Source organism: Citrobacter farmeri, assembly GCF_019048065.1.
GTDB lineage: Bacteria > Pseudomonadota > Gammaproteobacteria > Enterobacterales > Enterobacteriaceae > Citrobacter_A > Citrobacter_A farmeri.
The window spans coordinates 918,671-933,160 of record NZ_CP077291.1 but is presented as its reverse complement, the minus strand read 5'-3'; the positions used below and the strand labels follow the sequence as shown (position 1 = coordinate 933,160).

Below are 14,490 nucleotides of genomic sequence, written 5' to 3'. Positions count from 1 at the left end.
ATTCCGGCGCGTTGATTACGCCTGACGGCGCTGCCAGATCCACAGCGCCGCAATTGCCAGCGCGAACAGACCGCCAAAACCGATGCCAACGGCAATAACCGGGATCCCTATCCATACTGCCAGCGAATAGAGTCCCAGCATCAACAGCATCGCGCTGTTCTCTCCGAGATTCTGTACCGCAATCGCATTACCCGCGCCGACGCTCTTCTTGCCACGCTCCTGCAACAGCGCATTCAGCGGTACCACAAAGAAACCGCCCAGCACACCGATCAGCATCAGTAGCGCATAAGCAGGCAGCAGCGCGTGTTGCAAAGAGAAAATCAGCACGACGACACCAATCAGGATCCCCGCCGGCATGCAGCGCACCACGGTATCCAGCGTCACCAGTCTGGCAGCAGCCCCCGCCCCGGCTACAATACCGATAGCAACCATCGCATTAAGATAGGTTGGCGTGGCGTTATCGGTAATGCCTAACGCCACCGGCACCCACAGCACCAGCAGAAAACGCAGCGTAACTCCCGCGCCCCAGAACAGACTGGTACCCACCAGCGAGAAGCGCGTTTCACCGTTGCGCCACAATGAAACACAGGCGCAAAAGAAACTGCGGGTCATTTTCGCCAGATGCCAGGACTGCCCCGGACGTGCGGCGGCCAGTTTGGGAATAGAGAGGTTTGCCACCACGGCACCGGCGTAGGCCAATGCGCAGGCAACCAGTGCAGCGGTGACATGCCAGTCGGCCAGTACACCACCCGCCACCGAGCCAAGCAGGATTGCCGCGATGGTTGATGCTTCCATCAGACCGTTGGCTTTCACCAGCTTATCGCCGGTGGTTAATTCCCCCAGAATGCCATATTTGGCCGGTGAGTAGGCCGCCGCGCCAATGCCCACCAGCGTATAGCCAATAAACGGATTGAAGCCAAAGCAGATGCTTGCCGCCCCCAGCAGTTTAAGGCCGTTGGCGAACATCATCACCCGACCTTTGGCAAAACTGTCAGCGACCTGACCAACAAACGGCGCAAACAGGATGTAAGCGCCCACAAACACCATTTGCAGAATCGGCTGACTCCAGTCCGGATAGAACTGCTCCTTCAGCAGCGCCAGCGTGGCAAACAGCAGAGCGTTATCACCAAACGCCGAGAGAAATTGCGCCGCAATAACCGACATCATCCCTTTCGACCAGACAGAGGTATTGGTATGTACTGACTCAGGCATTTTGTTTTTCCGGATCATCAACCCAACTTTTCAGCGTTACGAAATCCGGCTTACCGCTGCCGAGTAACGGGAGTTGTTTCAGGTAACGGATATCGCGCGGCACCGCCAGTTCCGGGATGCCGTGCGCACGGGCATACTGCTGTAAAGCCTCACGCGTCAGTTCGCTATCGGAGGTGAAGAGCACCAGCGCTTCACCTTTACTGGCATCGCTCTTGATCGCCGTTGCATGCATTTTCTCTGGCGACACGCCGAGCGCCAGTTGCTCAACCATCTCCAGCGAGACCATCTCGCCGGCAATTTTCGCAAAGCGTTTGGCGCGCCCTTGAATCTGCACGAATCCCTGCTCATCAAAGCGCACGATGTCTCCGGTGTCATACCAGCCGCGTTCCAGTTCTCCCGCGGCGTTTTCCGCCACCGGCACCTCCAGCACGCCCGGTTTTTCTACGCGCAGGTAACCGTTCATGATGTTGGGCCCTTTCAACTGCAAACGACCGCCCTCTTCAATGCCAGGGATCGCCAGCAGGCGCGCGTCCATACCTGGCAGGATCCGCCCGACGGTATCAGGCTTCGCTGCCATCGGGACGTTAATCGAGACCACAGGCGCACATTCCGTCACGCCGTAACCTTCAAGAATGCGCAGACCAAACTTGTCCTGCCAGAGCTGTTTAGTACTCTCCTGGAGTTTTTCCGCTCCCGCCACCACATAGCGCAGGCGATAGAAATCATACGGATTGGCAAAGCGCGCATAGTTCCCGAGGAACGTGGAGGTGCCAAACAGTACCGTGCAGTTCCGGTCATAAACCAGTTCCGGCACAATGCGATAATGCAGCGGACTGGGATAGAGGAACACTTCAGCGCCGGTGAGTAACGGCGTAAACAGCCCCACCGTCAGGCCGAAAGAATGAAACAGCGGCAGCGCCGACATAAAGCGGTCATTAGCGGTGAAGTCAGCAATGGTTTTGATCTGCTCAACGTTGGCCAGCAGGCTCTTGTGGCTATGTACCACCCCCTTTGGGTGCCCCTCAGAACCTGAGGTAAAGAGGATCACCGCCGCTTCTTCCGGCTGCTGCTTAACCTGCGCCCGATGCGGCATCAGCAGATGCGCAAAGATCCACAGCTTGTCTGCGGTAGTCACATCGGCTTTGAGATCTTCCAGATAGACCCAGCGAACCTGCGTCAGTTGCTCCGGCAGGTGCCAGAGTTTGCCTTTATCCAGGAACTGGCGGGAGGTAAAAATGGTTTTGATTTCCGCGGCGGTGATGGCGCTGGTCAGCCCTTTGACGCCCGCCGTGTAGTTCATCATTGCCGGGATACGACGGCGAGAAACCGCGCCGAAAATCACCGCTGCGCTGATGGCGGCATTCGGTAGCATCAGGCCAATTCTTTCACCCTCTGCGCTGTATTTTTCCAGAATACGCCCGACAAACAGCGTCTTAGTGAGCAACTGTCGGTAACTGTCCGGCTTGAAATTGATGTCTTCGATACAGTGCTTACCCGCGCCATAGCGGTACATTGCCGCCAGCAGCGATTCATACAGCGTTTCGCGTGGGCGCACCGCCATTCGCGCTTCCATCATTTTTTGATGCAGCATTTCACCCGCAATTTTACGACGATCGCGTGCGCGCGGCGCATCAGGCATCGGCAGACGGGTTGGCGGTAAAACATGCAGATGGATCTGCGGGAAGAAACGACGTTTCACCAGCCCTTTCAGGCGGCTGAAATGGGTGAGCTCTGCGCCTTCAATCCGCACTGGCACCAGCGTCGCCCCGGATTTCGCGGCAACAAATCCGGCGCCATCGTAGATTTTCATTAGCGAGCCGCTCACCGAAATGCGTCCCTCCGGGAAAATCACCACCGGACGCCCCTGCTCGATCAGTCGGACCAGATGTTTAATCGCCATCGGCTTCGTTGGATCGAGCGGCACAAAATCAATCAGCGAGGTTAACCAGCGCATGTACCACTTCTGGCTAATCGAGGTATAGACCGCAAACACCGGGCGTACCGGTAGAAACAACGCCAGCAGAATACCGTCGATGAAAGAGACGTGGTTGGGGGTGATTAAGACGCGCTCTCCCTGTAACGCCTGCATATCCCCCGTCACGCGTACCCGATAGAGCACACGGCACAGGTTACGGAAAAAGCCAAATAACATTTCAACTCCCTTTGCGCACGATTCGGTAAAATAATGGTGGCAGATTACACGAACAAGGCAACGGGAGCGACAGTAAACTCGGGGCGAAAAAAAACCTGCGCATCCGCGCAGGTTGGTGCAAGAGACAGAGTACGAAGAGCGTACCGAATAATCTCACCAATCAATACCTCTGGGATCTTGATTGTGGTCGGTACATGGCCGCTTCGCCAGCGAGAAAACGCAAAGGAATGAAGGGAAATGCAACCAGTTGTGTAAATTATCGCTTACTGTTACAGATTGCCGTAATCACAAAAAAAAACCTGCGCAACTGGCGCAGGCTGGTGTAATTCGTGTGCTCAACCCGAAAGTTGGCTTCACCTATCAATACCTCTGGGATCTCAACTTTATCAAGCCGCCAGGAAACGTCGCCAGCGAACAATCGCAACAGCCCTTCGCAAAGTGTAACTAATGGTTTGCATCTTTCGATTTTTGTCTTAATTCCGAGGGTGTTGCTCACATTTGCCGCGTCGTAACGGGCAATCTGCTTGAACCAACAGACGTTTTCCGTAACACTGACAGAATGTAAGCGTTTACCCACAATAGGTACTGTCATGGCGACCATAAAGGATGTAGCCCGACTGGCTGGTGTATCAGTCGCCACCGTTTCCCGCGTCATCAACGATTCCCCCAAAGCCAGCGAGGCGTCACGCCTGGCGGTGACCAGTGCGATGGAGTCGCTCAGCTACCATCCCAACGCCAACGCGCGCGCCCTGGCGCAGCAATCCACCGAGACCATCGGTCTGGTGGTTGGCGATGTTTCCGACCCTTTTTTCGGCGCGATGGTAAAAGCGGTGGAGCAGGTCTCCTACAACACCGGAAATTTTTTACTGATTGGCAACGGCTACCATAATGAACAAAAAGAGCGTCAGGCGATCGAGCAACTCATTCGTCACCGCTGCGCCGCGCTCGTCGTGCACGCCAAGATGATCCCGGATGCCGATCTGGCGTCACTCATGAAGCAAATTCCCGGCATGGTGCTAATCAACCGGATCCTGCCAGGTTTCGAACAACGCTGTGTGGCGCTGGATGACCGCTACGGTGCCTGGCTGGCGACCCGTCACCTGATCCAGCAGGGCCATACCCGCATTGGCTATCTCTGCTCAAATCATTCCATTTCGGATGCGGAAGATCGTCTCAAAGGCTATTACGATGCGCTTGAAGAGAGCCATCTCCCGGTCAACGATCGCCTTGTGACGTTTGGCGAGCCGGATGAGAGCGGCGGTGAGCAGGCGATGACCGAACTGCTGGGTAGGGGCAGAAACTTCACTGCGGTAGCCTGTTATAACGACTCCATGGCCGCAGGCGCAATGGGCGTGCTAAATGATAACGGTGTGGAAGTCCCGGCGGAAATCTCGCTGATCGGCTTTGATGATGTGTTGGTTTCGCGTTACGTTCGCCCGCGACTGACCACTGTGCGTTATCCCATCGTGACGATGGCGACGCAGGCCGCAGAACTGGCGCTCGCGCTGGCGAAAAAACACCCGCTGCCGGATGTTACCCATGTCTTCAGCCCTACGCTGGTCCGTCGCCATTCCGTGACAACGCCAGTGGATCCGGGCAATGCGTCATCAAACGAGTAATCAGGAACGCGTCATGATAACAATGCTGGATGTTTCCCGTCGTGCCGGTGTCTCGAAAGCCACCGTTTCTCGCGTGCTGAATGGCACCGGTCAGGTTAAAGAGAGTACACGTCAGAAAGTGTTTAAAGCGATGCAGGCGCTGGATTATCGTCCGAACTTTCTGGCCCGTTCGCTGGCAAACCGGACCAGCAACAGCATTGGGCTGGTCGTGTCGACCTTTGATGGCTTCTACTTTGGCCGCCTGCTACAGCAGGCCTCGCGACAGACTGAATCTCATGGCAAACAGTTGATTGTCACCGATGGTCACGATACACCAGAGCGCGAACAGGAAGCGGTGCAAATGCTGGCCGACCGGCAGTGTGACGCCATCATTCTCTACACCCGCTATATGAGCGAAAAAGCAATTCTGGCGCTGGCGGATTCGATCACTATGCCGTTGATTATCATCAACCGCGACGTCAGCCTCGCCCGTGAACGCGCCATCTTTTTTGAACAGGAAGACGCGGCATTTCAGGCGGTAGATTACCTGATTTCCCAGGGACACCGCGAGATCGCCTGTATTACCGTGCCGGGACACACGCCGACCGGGAAGTCGCGTCTGATGGGCTATCGTAAAGCGCTGGAGAAAAACGGCATCGCCTGGGATCCGGCGAAGGTGAAATATGGCGATTCCAGCATGACGCGCGGCTATGACGCCTGTAACGAACTGCTACAGGAAGGAGTGACGTTCACCGCGCTGTTCGCCTGTAATGATGATATGGCGTTGGGCGCATCGAAAGCCCTGCATCAGGCCGGGCTTAACATTCCGCAGGATGTGTCGCTGTTTGGATTTGACGATGCGCCGAGCGCGAAATGGCTTGAGCCAGGGCTGTCGACGGTTTATCTCCCCATCGACACGATGATCACCACCGCCATTGACCAGGCGATCCGCATGGTCAATGGTGAAGAGGTTGAACCGATCCCGCCCTTTACCGGCACGCTGGTGTTGCGCGACTCGGTGACCACCGGGCCGTATTTAACACATAAATCGTAACGTTATCTGCGCGACGCAATGCCTGATGGCGCTTCGCTTATCAGGCCTACAAACTGGTTCAGCTTAAAGTAACTCCAGCGCTAACAGTTCTTCAATGGTCTGGCGGCGGCGAATCAGTCGCGCCTGACCATTGTCAAATAACACTTCCGGCAACAGCGGGCGGCTGTTGTAATTCGACGACATTGACGCACCGTACGCGCCGGTATCATGCAGCACCAGATAATCGCCCGGCACCACCGCTGGCAGCGCGCGGGTTTCTACTTTACCGCCTTCCTGTTGGGTAAAGACGTCGCCAGATTCACACAGCGGTCCTGCGACAACCGTGTCGACCCGCGGCGCATTTTCCAGCGAGCGACCATCCGCCGCCAGCGCGGTAATATGGTGATAACTGCCGTACATCGCCGGACGCATCAGGTCATTAAATCCCGCATCCACCAGCACGAAATGGCGACTGCCCATCTGCTTCACGCTGCGTACCTGGGTGACCAGTACGCCTGACTGAGCGACGAGAAAACGTCCTGGCTCAATTTCCAGCTTCACATAATGTCCCAGGTGGCGAGCGATCTGTTCGCGTGCGGCATTCCACAGGCCAAAATAATGCCGGGTGTCCACCGCCTCTTCGTCATCATGATAAGGAATCGACAGGCCACCACCGGCGGAGATCGCTTCCAGATCCTGACCAAAATCCACCACCTGGCGTACCATCGCCCCACACACCTGCTCCAGATGTTCATAGTCAACGCCTGAACCAATGTGCATGTGAATACCGACCAGTTTCAACTGATGCCGCTGCATCACCGCCAGCGCCTGCGGCAAATCAGTATGCCAGATGCCGTGTTTACTGTTTTCGCCACCGGTATTGGTTTTCTGGCTGTGACCGTGACCAAAACCCGGATTTACACGCAACCAGACGCGATGCCCCGGCGAGACTTGTCCAAGCTGATCCAGCATATCGACAGAACCGGCATTGACCGGTATGCGCAATTCGCTGACGCGTGCCAGGGTGGCGCTGTCAATCACATCGGCGGTAAAAACAATGTCATCCGGATGCGTTTGCGGATCGTATCCCGCCGCCAGCGCACGTTCGATTTCGCCTAATGACACGGAGTCCACTTTGACGCCCTGCTCGCGCATTAAACGCAGAATATGAATATTGGAACAGGCCTTCTGTGCGAAGCGCACCACATCAAACTGTTGTAACGCCGCAATCTGGCGACGAACGATCTGTGCGTCGTAAACCCAGACCGGACAGCCAAATTCAGCCGGTAACCTGAGCAGGTTTTCCGCGGTGAGATCGGTATCGGTACAATACAAGGAATGAGGCATAACGGCTCCGGACATGATGTTTTTTTATCATTACGCCACAGCGTGAAGAGAATAAAAAATATCGTTTTATATAGACTCTATGCAAAAATGATATGGGTTGAGTCAAACGAGGTGACTATGGCTGCCGTTAACTTACGTCATATTGAAATTTTTCATGCGGTCATGACCGCCGGAAACCTGACCGAAGCCGCACGGCTGCTGCATACGTCACAGCCCACCGTCAGTCGCGAACTGGCTCGCTTTGAAAAAGTGCTGGGGCTGACGCTGTTTGAACGCACGCGCGGTCGCCTGCATCCGACGGTTCAGGGGTTACGTCTTTTTGAAGAGGTACAGCGTTCCTGGTACGGGCTGGATCGAATCGTCAGCGCCGCGGAAAGCCTGCGGGAGTTTCGTCAGGGGGAGTTGTCTATTGTCTGTCTGCCGGTTTTTTCGCAGTCGCTGCTGCCTGTATTGATTCAGCCGTTTCTTGCCCGCTATCCGGAAGTCAGCCTGAATATCGTGCCGCAGGAGTCACCGCTGCTGGAAGAGTGGCTTTCCGCTCAGCGTCACGATCTGGGGCTGACGGAGACGTTGCATACGCCAGCCGGAACTGAACGTACGGAGCTCTTCTCGCTTGATGAAGTCTGCGTGCTGCCGCCGGGTCATCCGCTGGCGGAAAAATCGGTATTAACGCCACAGGATTTTCAGGGGGAGAACTACATCAGCCTGTCGCGTACGGACAGTTACCGGAAACTGCTGGACACGCTGTTTAATGAGCACGACGTTAAACGGCGGATGGTGGTGGAGACCCACAGCGCGGCATCCGTGTGTGCGATGGTGCGCGCCGGAGCCGGTCTTTCGATCGTGAATCCGTTCACCGCGCTGGATTATGCGGCGAGCGGCGTGGTGGCGCGTCGTTTCAGTATTTCCGTGCCGTTTACCGTCAGCCTGGTCCGCCCTGTCCACCGCCCCGCTTCCGCGCTGGTAGAGGCATTCAGCCATCATCTGCAGACCCGCCATCACCACCTGGTGACGGCGCTGGAGCAGATCCTCGGGCCGGTTACGACAGCATAAACGTCACGGCGTCTGCGGCATGGATCGCGGTGGTGTCGAACACCGGGATCGGACTGCACTCTACCGGTACCAGCAGGCCAATCTCCGTGCAGCCAAAAATGACGCCCTCTGCACCTTGCGACGCCAGGTCTTCAATCACCTCTACATAGAACTGACGCGAAGCGTCGGTAAAGCGTCCGAGGCAAAGCTCATCAAAGATGATCTGATTGATCTTCGCCCGCACATCCGCCTCTGGCACCAGGCTTTCAATGGCAAACTGCTGTTCCAGGCGACCGCGATAAAAATCCTGCTCCATGGTGTAACGTGTTCCCAGCAGCGCCACCCGGCGCATTCCCTGCGCGGAAATGACACGCCCGGTCGCATCGGCAATATGTAGAAAAGGCAACGAACAGCGCGATTCAATGGCCTCCGCCACTTTGTGCATCGTGTTGGTACATAAGACGATCCCCTCCGCCCCCGCCTGCTGCAAGCCGATCGCGGCCTGCGCGAGAATGTCCCCGGCTTTGTCCCACTCGCCGCGGCTCTGGCATGCTTCGATCTCATGGAAATCAACGCTGTGTAACAGCAGGCTCGCAGAATGAAGCCCACCCAGTTGCTGTTTAATCCCTTCGTTAATTAACCGGTAGTAGGGGATCGTCGATTCCCAACTCATCCCGCCTAACAAGCCGATCGTCTTCATTACCTGCTCCTTCATTAGTGATTTACTGCAGTGAAACAAACTTGTGATCAACTTTCCAGTTCATTCGCTCTGCCGTTTTCTTTGTCACGCGCCTGAGTTAGCTTTAATGAAACATTGTTTCAAACACTAACAGGATCCCGTATGTTTGTTTTCCATCACGAGACGACGCTTGAAGATCTGGGCAATGGCGTTACCCGCCGCATCCTCGCGCATAATGGCAACATGATGGCCGTTGAGGTTAATTTCGAAGAAGGGGCGATCGGCCCATTGCATCATCATCCTCATGAACAATTGACCTACGTGTTATCCGGTGAATTTGAATTTACCATCGGTGACGAGAAGCAGGTGGTACGCGCCGGGGATACGTTATATAAGCAGCCGAATATTGTGCACGGCTGTGTCTGCCTGAAACCGGGAACCCTGCTGGATACTTTTACACCGGTTCGCGAGGATTTTCTCAACGCCTGATTTCATCAATAAAAAACCCTGCGCGAAGGCAGGGTTTGCCCGGCAAACGGGAACGTGTTAACGCGCCAGCCAGCCACCGTCAACCGCCACAGTGTAGCCGTTGATGTAATCAGAGGCGCTGGATGCCAGGAACACCACTGGCCCCATCAGATCGCTCGGCAGACCCCAACGACCCGCCGGGATACGATCGAGGATCTCAGCGCTACGCTGCTCATCAGCACGCAACTGCTGGGTATTGTTGGTTGCCATATAACCCGGCGCGATCGCGTTGACGTTGATATTGTGCTTCGCCCATTCGTTCGCCATCAGACGGGTCACCCCCATTACGCCGCTTTTGGAAGCCGTGTAAGACGGGACGCGGATACCGCCCTGGAACGAGAGCATCGAGGCGATATTGATGATTTTGCCGCCGTTACCCTGTGCGATGAAGTGTTTTGCCGCCGCCTGAGACATAAAGAATACGCTCTTGATGTTCAGGTTCATCACGTCATCCCAGTCTTTTTCGCTGAAATTGATCGCGTCTTCACGACGGATCAGCCCTGCGTTGTTGACCAGAATATCAATATGGCCGAACTCAGCCACCGCGCGCTCCAGCAGTGCCGGGATCCCGTCGATCTGACGCAGGTCAGCGGTCAGGCTCAAAAAGCGACGGCCCAGTGCGGTCACACGCTCGATGGTTTCGGTCGGCTCAACGATGTTAATCCCGACGATATCGCAGCCGGCTTCCGCCAGACCGAGCGCCATGCCCTGGCCCAGACCGGTATCACAACCGGTCACGACAGCGACTTTACCTTCGAGAGAGAATGCATTCAAAATCATTGTAAATCCTTAGTTTTTCATACCTGTCACGGACAGGCGTTATGAGCGCCCGCGACTAGCGCAGATCTTTCACCGCTACGTGGTCCATGTCATCAAAGACCTGGTTTTCACCGACCATGCCCCAAATGAAGGTATAGGCTTTGGTGCCCACGCCGGAGTGAATCGACCAGCTTGGTGAAATAACCGCCTGTTCATTGTGCATGACAATATGACGCGTTTCCTGAGGCTGCCCCATCATATGGAAGACGCAGGTGTCTTCTTCCATATTGAAATAAAAGTACACTTCCATGCGGCGCTCATGGGTGTGGCACGGCATCGTGTTCCACAGATTGCCCGGCGCCAATTCGGTAAGCCCCATGCTCAGCTGGCAGGTCTCCAGCACATCCGGCACGAAATATTTATTGATGGTACGACGATTGCTGGTGAGATTGTCGCCTAAGGTCACAGGCGCAACATCGGCAGGCGTCACTTTTTTGGTTGGGTACGTGGTATGCGCTGGCGCGCAGTTGTAGTAGAACTTGGCTGGCGTCGCGCTATCCACGCTGGCGAAGACCACTTCTTTTGCCCCTTTACCCACATACAGCGCATCGCGGTGACCGATCTCATAGCACTGACCGTCGACGGTGATGGTGCCTGCGCCACCGATGTTGATCACACCCAGTTCGCGACGTTCCAGGAAATAGGTTACACCGAGTTGTTTACCCACTTCGCCGCCGACGGAGACCGTTTTTGCCACCGGCATAATGCCGCCGACGATAATGCGGTCAATGTGGCTGTAAACCATCGTGTATTCGTCAGCCACGAACACTTTCTCAACCAAAAACTCCTTGCGTAGCCCCTGGGTATCCAGTGTTTTGGCGTGCGCGCTGTGAATACTTTGTCTTACGTCCACATTTACCTCCAGTGATGTACTGAGCGGGAATTTCTCAACGGAGAGCGAAACGCTGTTCCGTTTTACTTTATGCGCCCATGATAGTCTTCCAGGAACCCGTTTTCAATTACAAATAAAACATCGTTTCACTTTTTCTGCGTCTTATTGTCAAAAGTGTAATTTCGATCACGGTCGATTCATCCCATGATTAAGTGAGGGAGAAAAATCGTATAGTAAAACAAGGGAATAGGATTAAACCCTGAGTCTTCGATACCACGACGCCCGGGCAAACCGCGGTAAGTTCATTCGTTTAGTTCATCTACCCGGCGCTAAAATCGGAGGGAATGCACAGCACAATGCCGTTATGCCGTGGAGATTTATCGCGCGGCATAACGGGTATGAACAGGATTGAAAGACAGAGAGGGAGAGGAAAAGAAGCGTTAATCACGTTCGATGGCTAATGCCACGCCTTGCCCACCGCCAATGCACAGCGTCGCCAGGCCTTTGCGGGCATTGCGTTTAACCATTTCGTGAACCAAAGAAACCAGAATACGACAGCCGGAAGCACCAATCGGATGCCCAAGGGCAATCGCCCCCCCGTTGACGTTCACCCGACGTTCGTCCCACTCCAGCATTTTGCCCACGGAAAGCGCCTGGGCGGCAAACGCCTCATTCGCTTCAATGAGATCCACATCGGCCAACTGCCAGCCGACCCGCTCCAGGCAGCGTCGAGTGGCATATACAGGAGCAATCCCCATCAGCGCAGGATCCACACCGACGCTGGCAAAGGCGCGGATGCGCGCCAGCACAGGCAAATTCAGCTCCTGCGCTTTGGTCTCGCTCATCATCATCACCGCCGCCGCACCATCATTAATAGAAGAAGCATTGCCGGCGGTCACCGACCCTGACAGTTCAAAGGCCGGATCAAGCCGCGCCAGACCTTCTGCGCTGGCATCGGTTCGCGGCTGCTCGTCGGTATCAATCATCACGGTTTGCCCATTACGCTGGGTGGCAACCGGAACAATTTCCGCTTTAAAGCGACCGGCATCAATGGCCGCGCGCGCCTTTTGCTGCGAACTGAGGGCATACGCATCCTGCAGTTCCCGGCTGATGCCGTATTCACGCGCCAGATTTTCGGCGGTCACCCCCATGTGGTAATCATTGAAGGCATCCCACAGGCCGTCGTGCACCAGGCTGTCGACGAGCTGGCTGTTGCCCAACTGTGCGCCGGTTCGACTGTCGGTGAGAACATGCGGCGCACGACTCATATTCTCTTGCCCGCCGGCAATCACGATGTCCGCTTCGCCACACTGGATCGCCTGCGTGGCGAGATGCAGCGCTTTCAGCCCGGAACCACAAACGTCGTTAATAGTGATAGCAGAAACGGTGTTCGGTAATCCTCCCTTAATTGCAGACTGACGCGCCGGGTTTTGCCCCGCCCCCGCCGTCAGCACCTGCCCGAGGATCACTTCATCAACGGCATGTGCATTCACGCCGCTGCTTTCAATTAACGCTTTGACCACCATACTGCCCAATTCAACGGCAGAATGACGCGCCAGCGTCCCCTGAAAACAACCAATTGGCGTACGCAACGCCCCGACAATCACCACCTCTTTCATTACGACCTCAGCGCAAAATAACACCGCAATAGTAGAGGATTGTTAAAAATAGTTATCCTGATTGTTTAAGAAAAGTGAGTTTTATCACAAAGGAAATCGTTATAACGCCCCTCAGCCAGGGACACGGCCTTGCTGTAAATGGTATCTCAACCAGCTCCCTGCCGCGCCGGGCGGTGATTTTTTACTCCAGAGCAGATCGATCGCAATGGCTTTGGGCCACCCCGGTATGTCCAGTTGCACCAGCGGTTTTTCCGCCGCGAACTCCTCCACCAACGCACAGGGAAGCGCACACCAGCCAAAACCCTGTACAGCCATACTCAACAACAGCAAATAGTTCGGCGCGGACCACACCGGACCACGGGCAAGCTGAGCACCATGATCGATGTAGGTGTTAAGGCGTAACTCACGCCAGGTGTGCAACTGATCCCACTGCAGTTTTTTCGCTTTCGCTAGGGGATGGGAAGCGGCGACATAGAGTCCCATCCACGTCTGCATCGGCAAGCGCGTCGCACCAATATCGGTGGGATAGTGGTCTCTGGCTTCAATCAAACCGACCTGCGCACGCTCTTTTTGCAGCAGATCGATGACGTCGACATCTTCACCAATCAGGCACTCAAACTCGGTATGCGGAAACTGGCGATCAAACTGCACCATCAGTTCCTCCAGCACATCGGGGTGCAGGGTGTCTGAGAGCACAAACGTCAGGCGCGCTTCGGTTTCGCCAGACAGCGAAAGCGCCACCTCATCAAGACGCTCGCTGGCCGACAGAATCGCCTGAACGTAGCTGAGTACTTTCTTTCCTTCTTCTGTCAGCACCGGTTGACGCGAGGAACGATCAAAAAGTTGAACGCCAAGATCGGCTTCAAGGTGGGCGATCGCCGTGCTGATAGTGGATTGGCTTTTACGCAGTCGGCGAGCCGCGGCCGAGAAGGAACCACAGGAAACCGTCTCGACAAAGGCGGTTAAGGCTTCAGGTGAATAACGCATGAACTATCTACTTTATCGATGGATACTATCTTTTAGATATCATATAAAACGATAAAATGCCCCCTATTCCGTGATCCGGGCGTTTTTAAGAAAGGTAAGTTATGCAACACAATGCGGTTCAACGTCGTTCGTTACTGGAGCGTGTTTTCCACGCTGTCTGTTTTGAAGGGATTGCCACGGCGATCCTGGCACCGACTACGGCCTGGTTGATGCAGCGATCGGTACTGGAAATGGGCGGACTGACGATCCTGCTGGCGACCACGGCGATGATCTGGAACATCATCTACAACGCGCTGTTTGACCGTTTCTGGCCTTCACATCTGGTGAAGCGAACAGCGAAAGTGCGTGCGTTTCATGCGCTGGGGTTTGAAAGCGGCTTTATTGTCATCGGCGTGAGTATCGTGGCGTACGTGTTGAACGTCAGCCTGATTCAGGCCTTTACGCTGGAGATTGGCTTCTTCCTGTTCTTCCTGCCCTACACCATGTTCTACAACTGGGCCTATGACACGTTACGCATACGCGTTGTGAAGCGTCGCGAACAGCGCGTGACCGCCTGATAATTCAGACGTTTGCCGGAATCGATACGGTTCCGGCAAGGCCCGTTGCCACCCCTTCTCCCGTTCAGTCCTCACGCCCACCCGCTCATTTATGG

14 protein-coding genes are annotated in these 14,490 nt (G+C 55.3%); 6 read left to right on the top strand and 8 right to left on the bottom strand.

Annotation, left to right across the window (positions count from 1 at the left end):
- Positions 1 to 15 precede the first annotated feature (15 nt).
- Together lplT and aas are read right to left on the bottom strand one after the other, a co-directional pair.
- Positions 16 to 1,212, bottom strand: a complete 1,197-nt coding sequence (gene lplT / locus I6L53_RS04350) for a lysophospholipid transporter LplT (protein ID WP_042322406.1) — start codon at positions 1,210 to 1,212, stop codon at positions 16 to 18.
- A complete protein-coding gene (gene aas / locus I6L53_RS04345; protein WP_042322404.1) occupies positions 1,205 to 3,364 on the bottom strand; it encodes a bifunctional acyl-ACP--phospholipid O-acyltransferase/long-chain-fatty-acid--ACP ligase in 2,160 nt (719 codons plus the stop codon). The genes lplT and aas overlap by 8 nt, the downstream gene beginning before the upstream one ends.
- 181 nt (positions 3,365 to 3,545) lie before the next feature.
- Here aas and I6L53_RS23600 point away from each other — a divergent pair, with 181 nt between their 5' ends.
- The 3 genes from I6L53_RS23600 (at position 3,546) to I6L53_RS04330 (ending at position 6,016) form a co-directional block, all read left to right on the top strand.
- On the top strand, positions 3,546 to 3,812 hold the full coding sequence (locus I6L53_RS23600) for a hypothetical protein (RefSeq protein WP_247751670.1): 267 nt from the start codon (positions 3,546 to 3,548) through the stop codon (positions 3,810 to 3,812).
- A 142-nt stretch (positions 3,813 to 3,954) separates the two neighbouring features.
- The gene (gene galR, locus I6L53_RS04335; protein WP_042322402.1) at positions 3,955 to 4,983 is read left to right on the top strand and encodes an HTH-type transcriptional regulator GalR; all 1,029 of its coding nucleotides are present in this window, start codon (positions 3,955 to 3,957) and stop codon (positions 4,981 to 4,983) included.
- Positions 4,984 to 4,996: 13 nt separating this feature from the next.
- Positions 4,997 to 6,016, top strand: coding sequence for a LacI family DNA-binding transcriptional regulator (locus tag I6L53_RS04330; protein ID WP_042322399.1), 1,020 nt, complete (start codon positions 4,997 to 4,999; stop codon positions 6,014 to 6,016).
- Between the two features lie 63 nt (positions 6,017 to 6,079).
- Here I6L53_RS04330 and lysA read toward each other — a convergent pair whose 3' ends face one another.
- On the bottom strand, positions 6,080 to 7,342 hold the full coding sequence (lysA, locus tag I6L53_RS04325) for a diaminopimelate decarboxylase (RefSeq protein WP_042322398.1): 1,263 nt from the start codon (positions 7,340 to 7,342) through the stop codon (positions 6,080 to 6,082).
- 117 nt (positions 7,343 to 7,459) lie between these two features.
- On the opposite strand from lysA, the gene I6L53_RS04320 reads away from it, so the two are divergent.
- Positions 7,460 to 8,395, top strand: a complete 936-nt coding sequence (locus tag I6L53_RS04320) for a LysR family transcriptional regulator (protein WP_042322396.1) — start codon at positions 7,460 to 7,462, stop codon at positions 8,393 to 8,395.
- Here I6L53_RS04320 and I6L53_RS04315 read toward each other — a convergent pair.
- Positions 8,382 to 9,074 carry an aspartate/glutamate racemase gene (locus tag I6L53_RS04315; RefSeq protein WP_042322394.1) on the bottom strand — a complete coding sequence of 231 codons (693 nt, stop codon included), beginning with the start codon at positions 9,072 to 9,074 and terminating at the stop codon, positions 8,382 to 8,384. The two genes, I6L53_RS04320 and I6L53_RS04315, sit on opposite strands and share 14 nt — an antisense overlap.
- Positions 9,075 to 9,215: 141 nt before the next feature.
- On the opposite strand from I6L53_RS04315, the gene I6L53_RS04310 reads away from it, so the two are divergent.
- A complete protein-coding gene (locus tag I6L53_RS04310; RefSeq protein ID WP_042322392.1) occupies positions 9,216 to 9,542 on the top strand; it encodes a cupin domain-containing protein in 327 nt (108 codons plus the stop codon).
- A 57-nt stretch (positions 9,543 to 9,599) separates the two neighbouring features.
- On the opposite strand, the gene kduD is transcribed toward I6L53_RS04310, so the two are convergent.
- The 4 genes from kduD to I6L53_RS04290 form a co-directional block, all read right to left on the bottom strand.
- A complete protein-coding gene (gene kduD / locus I6L53_RS04305) occupies positions 9,600 to 10,361 on the bottom strand; it encodes a 2-dehydro-3-deoxy-D-gluconate 5-dehydrogenase KduD (RefSeq protein WP_042288962.1) in 762 nt (253 codons plus the stop codon).
- A 55-nt stretch (positions 10,362 to 10,416) separates the two neighbouring features.
- Positions 10,417 to 11,253, bottom strand: a complete 837-nt coding sequence (kduI, locus tag I6L53_RS04300) for a 5-dehydro-4-deoxy-D-glucuronate isomerase (protein ID WP_042288966.1) — start codon at positions 11,251 to 11,253, stop codon at positions 10,417 to 10,419.
- Positions 11,254 to 11,672: 419 nt separating this feature from the next.
- Positions 11,673 to 12,851: an acetyl-CoA C-acetyltransferase gene (locus I6L53_RS04295; RefSeq protein ID WP_042322389.1), complete on the bottom strand. Its 1,179-nt coding sequence runs from the start codon at positions 12,849 to 12,851 to the stop codon at positions 11,673 to 11,675.
- Positions 12,852 to 12,962: 111 nt separating this feature from the next.
- The gene (locus I6L53_RS04290) at positions 12,963 to 13,838 is read right to left on the bottom strand and encodes a LysR family transcriptional regulator (protein ID WP_042322387.1); all 876 of its coding nucleotides are present in this window, start codon (positions 13,836 to 13,838) and stop codon (positions 12,963 to 12,965) included.
- A 101-nt stretch (positions 13,839 to 13,939) separates the two neighbouring features.
- On the opposite strand from I6L53_RS04290, the gene I6L53_RS04285 reads away from it, so the two are divergent.
- The gene (locus I6L53_RS04285) at positions 13,940 to 14,395 is read left to right on the top strand and encodes a multidrug/biocide efflux PACE transporter (RefSeq protein WP_042322384.1); all 456 of its coding nucleotides are present in this window, start codon (positions 13,940 to 13,942) and stop codon (positions 14,393 to 14,395) included.
- Positions 14,396 to 14,490 lie beyond the last annotated feature (95 nt).

Excerpts from the sequence above, each read along its gene's own strand:
- lplT (WP_042322406.1), bottom strand. The coding sequence starts at position 1,212 with ATGCCTGAGTCAGTACATACCAATACCTCTGTCTGGTCGAAAGGGATG.
- galR (WP_042322402.1), top strand. The coding sequence starts at position 3,955 with ATGGCGACCATAAAGGATGTAGCCCGACTGGCTGGTGTATCAGTCGCC.
- I6L53_RS04320 (WP_042322396.1), top strand. The coding sequence starts at position 7,460 with ATGGCTGCCGTTAACTTACGTCATATTGAAATTTTTCATGCGGTCATG.
- aas (WP_042322404.1), bottom strand. The coding sequence starts at position 3,364 with ATGTTATTTGGCTTTTTCCGTAACCTGTGCCGTGTGCTCTATCGGGTA.
- I6L53_RS04330 (WP_042322399.1), top strand. The coding sequence starts at position 4,997 with ATGATAACAATGCTGGATGTTTCCCGTCGTGCCGGTGTCTCGAAAGCC.
- kduD (WP_042288962.1), bottom strand. The coding sequence starts at position 10,361 with ATGATTTTGAATGCATTCTCTCTCGAAGGTAAAGTCGCTGTCGTGACC.
- I6L53_RS04295 (WP_042322389.1), bottom strand. The coding sequence starts at position 12,851 with ATGAAAGAGGTGGTGATTGTCGGGGCGTTGCGTACGCCAATTGGTTGT.
- I6L53_RS04290 (WP_042322387.1), bottom strand. The coding sequence starts at position 13,838 with ATGCGTTATTCACCTGAAGCCTTAACCGCCTTTGTCGAGACGGTTTCC.
- I6L53_RS04310 (WP_042322392.1), top strand. The coding sequence starts at position 9,216 with ATGTTTGTTTTCCATCACGAGACGACGCTTGAAGATCTGGGCAATGGC.
- lysA (WP_042322398.1), bottom strand. The coding sequence starts at position 7,342 with ATGCCTCATTCCTTGTATTGTACCGATACCGATCTCACCGCGGAAAAC.
- I6L53_RS04285 (WP_042322384.1), top strand. The coding sequence starts at position 13,940 with ATGCAACACAATGCGGTTCAACGTCGTTCGTTACTGGAGCGTGTTTTC.
- I6L53_RS04315 (WP_042322394.1), bottom strand. The coding sequence starts at position 9,074 with ATGAAGACGATCGGCTTGTTAGGCGGGATGAGTTGGGAATCGACGATC.